The organism is Desertivirga arenae (assembly GCF_017355785.1).
Taxonomy (GTDB): domain Bacteria; phylum Bacteroidota; class Bacteroidia; order Sphingobacteriales; family Sphingobacteriaceae; genus Desertivirga; species Desertivirga arenae.
On record NZ_JAFEWE010000012.1, the window covers coordinates 1 to 610 of the forward strand.

Sequence of the window (610 nt, forward strand, 5' to 3'; positions counted from 1 at the left end):
TAACCCGGCACTGAGTGTGACTTATTCAGGTTTGGTAAATGGTGAAACAGCTCTTAACCCTGCGCCAAGTGTTACTACAACAGTAACGAATGCAACAGGTGTTGGAAGTTACGATATCAATGTAAGTGGAACAGCAAGCAACTACAATGTAACTTATGTAAAAGGAACACTAACAATTGGCAAGAAAGCGTTGACAATCACTGCAGAGAACAAAGAGAAGTTCCAGGGACTGGCTCTTCCAGCTTTCACAGCAGCTTACAACGGCTTTGTAAACGGAGAAACTAGTTCAGTATTAACTACTCAACCAGCTTTCTCTACCACAGCAACCGCTAATTCAGCTCAGGGAACTTACCCAATCACAGTAAATGGGGCAACCGCTGCTAACTATGTGATCAGTTTTGTTCCTGGTGTATTAACGGTTAAACCTGGTTATCCAACCAGCATCACTCTGGCAGCAAGTACGCTTTATGAAAATGCTCCGGTAAGTACGGTAGCAGGAACATTAAGCTCAACAAGTGATGATCCAAGTGCAACCTTTACCTATTCGTTAGTAAGCGGAACAGGAAGCACAGATAATGCATCCTTCAAGATTAGCGGTAACCAGATCCAG

1 protein-coding gene is annotated in these 610 nt (G+C 43.4%); it reads left to right on the forward strand.

What is annotated here, in order from left to right; translation table 11 throughout:
• The coding region (locus tag J4N24_RS19580) for an MBG domain-containing protein (protein WP_207535426.1) at positions 1-610 on the forward strand (610 nt) is incomplete at both ends.